This window comes from Mycobacterium sp. UM_Kg27 (genome assembly GCF_000972905.1).
In the GTDB taxonomy this organism is placed as follows: domain Bacteria; phylum Actinomycetota; class Actinomycetes; order Mycobacteriales; family Mycobacteriaceae; genus Mycobacterium.
Map to the genome: position 1 here is coordinate 1 of NZ_JRMM01000207.1, position 4,856 is coordinate 4,856.

The 4,856-nt window shown below is 75.8% G+C and carries 1 protein-coding gene; it reads right to left on the minus strand.

The window, feature by feature from the left end; translation table 11 throughout:
• On the minus strand, positions 1–4,856 hold a 4,856-nt coding region (locus LI94_RS25140; protein WP_192831011.1), incomplete at both ends, for a PE family protein.

Here is a 4,856-nt window from a genome sequence, read left to right on the forward strand (position 1 = left end):
ATGTGTATAAGAGACAGCGGCACCGGCGTTACCGCCGGCGCCGCCCACGCCACCTGCGCCGTTGGCCGCGTTACCGCCGATACCACCGGCACCACCGGCGGCTGCGTTACCGCCCTGGCCACCGTTGCCGCCGAGGTCGCCGGCTGCCCCGACAACACCGTTGCCGCCGTTACCGCCGCTGCCGCCCGTACCGCCGGCACCACCGACACCACCGGCGCCGGAGATGGTGCCGCCGGTGCCGCCGTTACCACCGGCACCACCGAAGCCACCGTTGCCGCCGAGGGTCCCGTTGCCGTCGCCACCGGTGAAGCCCACAACGCCGTTGCCACCGTGTCCACCAGCGCCACCGGCACCACCGGTGCCGATCGTGCCAGCCGCACCACCGTTACCGCCGTAGCCACCGGCCTGGCCGGTCACGCCGTCGGCGAGCAGCTGGCCGATGCCACCGGCGCCACCGTTACCGCCGTTGCCGCCGCCGCCGTCGGCACCGATTGCACCGTCCGAACGGTAGGTGACGCCGTCACCGTTCAGGCCGCCCTTGCCCGCGGCACCACCGACGCCGCGGTCACCGCCGGCGCCACCGTTACCGCCGTGCCCGGCAATGTCGTTGGCTCCGCCGCCGGCGCCCGCACCACCGTGCCCACCGGTGCCTGCGGTACCGGAGGCTCCACCGTTACCGCCGATGCCGCCGCTGCCGTTGAGGCCCGCAGTGCCGTTGGTCGCGGTGCCACCGGCACCGCCGTTACCGCCGGCTCCACCGACACCACCGTTACCGCCGTTGCCACCGTTGGTGCCGTCGCCACCGTTGCCACCCGAGCCCGCGGCGGCATCCGCACCCGCCAGGCCCTCGATGCCGGCGCCACCAGCACCACCGTTGCCGCCGGCGCCACCGACGCCGCCCAGACCGCCGTTACCGGAGATCGAGCCGCCCTTACCGCCGCTACCGGCGTTACCACCGGCCGCACCGTTGCCGCCGGTTCCACCGTTGGCCGTGGCAACCGATCCGACCGCACCGGATGCGCCGGCACCACCGTTGCCGCCCGCACCGCCGTTGCCGATGGTTCCGGCGTCACCGCCGTGGCCACCGGCGCCACCGATCTGTGCGGTGCCGTCACCGAGGAGCACACCGGTGCCGCCCTTACCGCCGGCCCCACCGTTGCCGCCCGTGGCCGCGGCGCCCGCGCTGCCGCCGGCTGCCTGACTGGTGTTGGAGGCGTTCCAGCCGCCCACACCCGCCGTGCCCGCCGAGCCACGGTCACCACCGTTGCCACCGTTGCCGCCGGAGCCCGCAACCGAGCCGCTGCCGCCGCCGGCGCCGTCCGCACCGCGGCCACCGTTACCGGCGTTACCGGCGTTACCGGCGTTACCACCGACGCCACCGGCGCCTTCGGTACCGGCCGCACCGTTGCTCGCGCTACCCCCGGCGCCACCGTTGCCACCGGCTCCACCGTTGCCACCGACACCACCGTCACCACCGTCGGTGCCGTCGGCGCCGGACGCTCCGCTACCCGCGGTGACCACCGGGCCGCTGGTGCCATTGGCGCCGTGGCCCGCGTTGCCACCGGCACCACCAGCGCCACCGACACCACCGGCGCCGCCGTTGCCGGCGGCAGTTCCGCCCTGGCCACCCACACCACCGGAACCACCGACACCGCCGTGGGTGCCGTTGGTGCCGTTGCCGTCGATCGCGGTGATACCGGCTGCGCCTTCTGCGCCGGCACCACCGGCACCACCGGCACCACCGTTGCCGGCCGTCGCCGCGTTGCCACCCTGGCCACCAGCGCCGCCGCCCTGGCCGATGTCGCTGGCGCCGATCACACCGAGACCGACACCGCCGTTACCGCCGGCGCCACCGTCGGTGCCCAAACCGGCCGCAGCACCGTTGCCGGACGCGCCGTTACCGTCGCTGCCGACACCGCCGACACCCGCGGTGCCGGCCGCGGCACCGTCGGCACCGTTACCACCGTTGCCGCCGGCGCCGGCGTTGGCTCCGCCGCCGCCGCCCAAGCCGGTACCGCCGACACCACCGGCGCCACCGTCGCCACCGGCACCGGCGTCACCACCGACACCACCGACACCTGCGGTGGCTTCACCGCCCGTACCACCGGCACCGCCGGCACCACCGGCCGCGGCGTTACCGCCGTTACCGCCCGCGGTGTCGGCGAGGATCGCGTCAGCGCCCGCACCACCGGCACCACCCTTACCGCCGGCGCCACCGACACCACCGGCGCCGCCGTTGCCGGAGGTGGTTCCGCCGAGACCACCGGTACCGCCGTTACCACCGACGCCGCCGACGTAGCCGTTGGTGCCGTGGCCGTCAACAGCGGTGATGCCGTCGACGGTGGCACCGACGCCACCCGCACCACCGGCGCCGCCGTTGCCGATCGCGGCCGCGCTACCACCAACGCCACCGTTACCGCCGCCCTGGCCGACCCCGCCGGACAGGCCCACGCCGGCGCCGCCCTGGCCGCCGATGCCGCCGTCGCTGGCGATGCCGTCCGGACGAGCGGAGCCATTCGCGCCGTTAGTGGTGCCGGTACCGCCGAGACCGATCTGGCCCGCTGCGGCGCCGAGCGCACCGCTACCGCCGTTACCGCCGTTACCCGCGTTCGCCGCGCCGCCGCCGCCGAGGCCCGTGCCGCCGACGCCGCCGACGCCGCCGTTGCCGCCGATGCCGGCGTTGCCGCCGTTGCCACCGATGCCGTTGGTGGCGGAGCCACCCTGGCCGCCGTTACCGCCCACGCCGCCGGCGCCGGCATTGCCACCGTTGCCACCGTCGGTGTCGGCCACCGTGGCGTCCGCACCCGCGCCACCGGCGCCACCCTGGGCGCCGACACCGCCGAAGCCACCATCGCCACCGTTGCCCGACGTGCTACCACCGGCGCCGCCCTGGCCGCCGTTGCCACCGGCGCCGCCGACGAACCCGTCGGTGCCGTTACCGGTGAGAAGGTCGGTCACGCCGTCGATGGTCGCGCCGGCGCCACCAGTGCCGCCGTGGCCGCCGTTGCCGACCGCGGCGGCGTTACCGCCCTGGCCGCCGTTGCCACCGCCCTGGCCTACGTCCAAACCGGTGATCGCGCCGTAGCCATCGCCACCGCGGCCGCCGTCGGCGCCGTCAGCGTTGACACCATCGGTACCCACGGCGCCGGCGTTTCCGCCTACCACACCGATGCCACCGACTCCGGCATTGCCGGCCTTGCCACCGTTGGCGCCGTCACCACCGTTACCACCGGCGCCCGCGTTGGTGCCGCCGCCGCCGCCAGTGCCCTGGCCGCCGACCGCAGCGATACCGGCGTCGCCACCGCTGCCTGCCGCGCCACCGGCACCGCCGGTAGCCGTCGGGGAGATGCCACCGGAGCCACCATTGCCGCCCGCGCCACCGGCGCCTGCGGCACCACCATTGCCGCCCGCGCCGTCGAGCACGTAGCCATCGTCGGCCGCGCCACCGTTACCACCGGTGCCGCCCTGGCCGCCGGCACCGCCGGCACCACCGTTGCCGGAGTTCGCGCCACCGGCGCCGCCGGTACCACCGTGACCGCCAGAGGCTCCGTCACCGCCGGCAGTGCCGTCGATGACGACCGTGGTGCCGTGGGCACCGGATGCGCCGGCACCGCCGTCGCCGCCCGCACCACCTTCGCCGTCGTTGCCGGCCGCACCGCCGTTACCACCGGCGCCACCGGCCTGCGCGACGATGCCACCGAGCAGCTCGCCGTCACCGCCCTTACCGCCCGCGCCGCCGTTGCCGCCACCACCGGCCGCCCCGGTGGCACCGGTAGCAGCCTGAGAGGTGTTGTCGGCGTTCCAACCACCGGCGCCGCCGGCACCAGCGGTGCCGCGGTTACCGCCGTCGCCGCCCTTACCGCCGAAGCCGGCCGTGGCGCCGTTGCCGCCGCCCGCGCCCGCGCCACCGTTACCACCGTTACCGGCGTCACCGGCCGCGCCGCCGAGACCACCCGCGCCACCGTCACCCTGGACGCCCGCGTTGCCCGCGGCCGCGGTGCCCCCGGCACCACCCTGGCCGCCGACACCGCCGGTGCCACCGGTTCCACCGTTACCGGCGTTGACACCGTCGGTACCGTTGCCGCCGCTGCCCGCAGCCGCGTCGATTCCGTTCTCGCCGTCGTAGCCCTTACCGCCGGTACCACCGGTACCGCCTACGCCGCCAGCGCCGCCGTTACCGCCGTTGCCCGCGAGCGCACCACCGGCGCCACCGACGCCACCCGCGCCACCGGCAGCGCCGGTACCACCGGACAGGCCGTTGCCGTTGAGGTCCGTGGAACCGGTCTGGCCCGTCGCGCCCTGGCCACCGTTACCGCCGTTACCACCGTTACCGACGTCACCGGCGTTGCCGCCGTTGCCGCCGGCACCGCCGACCTGGACCGTGCCGTCGCCGAGGACCTGGCCGTCGCCACCGGCGCCACCATCGCCACCGTTGCCGGCCGAACCCGCCACACCCGCGGCACCGTCGGCCGCGTAGGTTGCGCCACCGCTGGAGCCACCGGCACCGGCGTTACCGCCCTGCCCGGCCACCGAGGTGGAGTTACCGCCATTGCCACCGTTACCGGCTGCTGCGCCCAGGCCACCGCCGGCACCGGCACCACCGGTACCACCGTTGCCCGCCGCGCCACCGGCGCCACCGTCGCCGCCGATACCACCGACACCGTGGACACCGGCCAGGCCCTTCGCCGAGGTACCGCCGGCACCACCGGCACCACCGGCGCCACCGTCACCACCGGTACCGGCCGTGCCGCTCGCGTCGCCACCGTCACCACCGTTGTTGCCGCTACCCGCAGCAGCGTCAGCGCCATTGGCACCGTCGGCCGCGTTACCGCCAGCGCCACCGGCCTGTCTCTTAT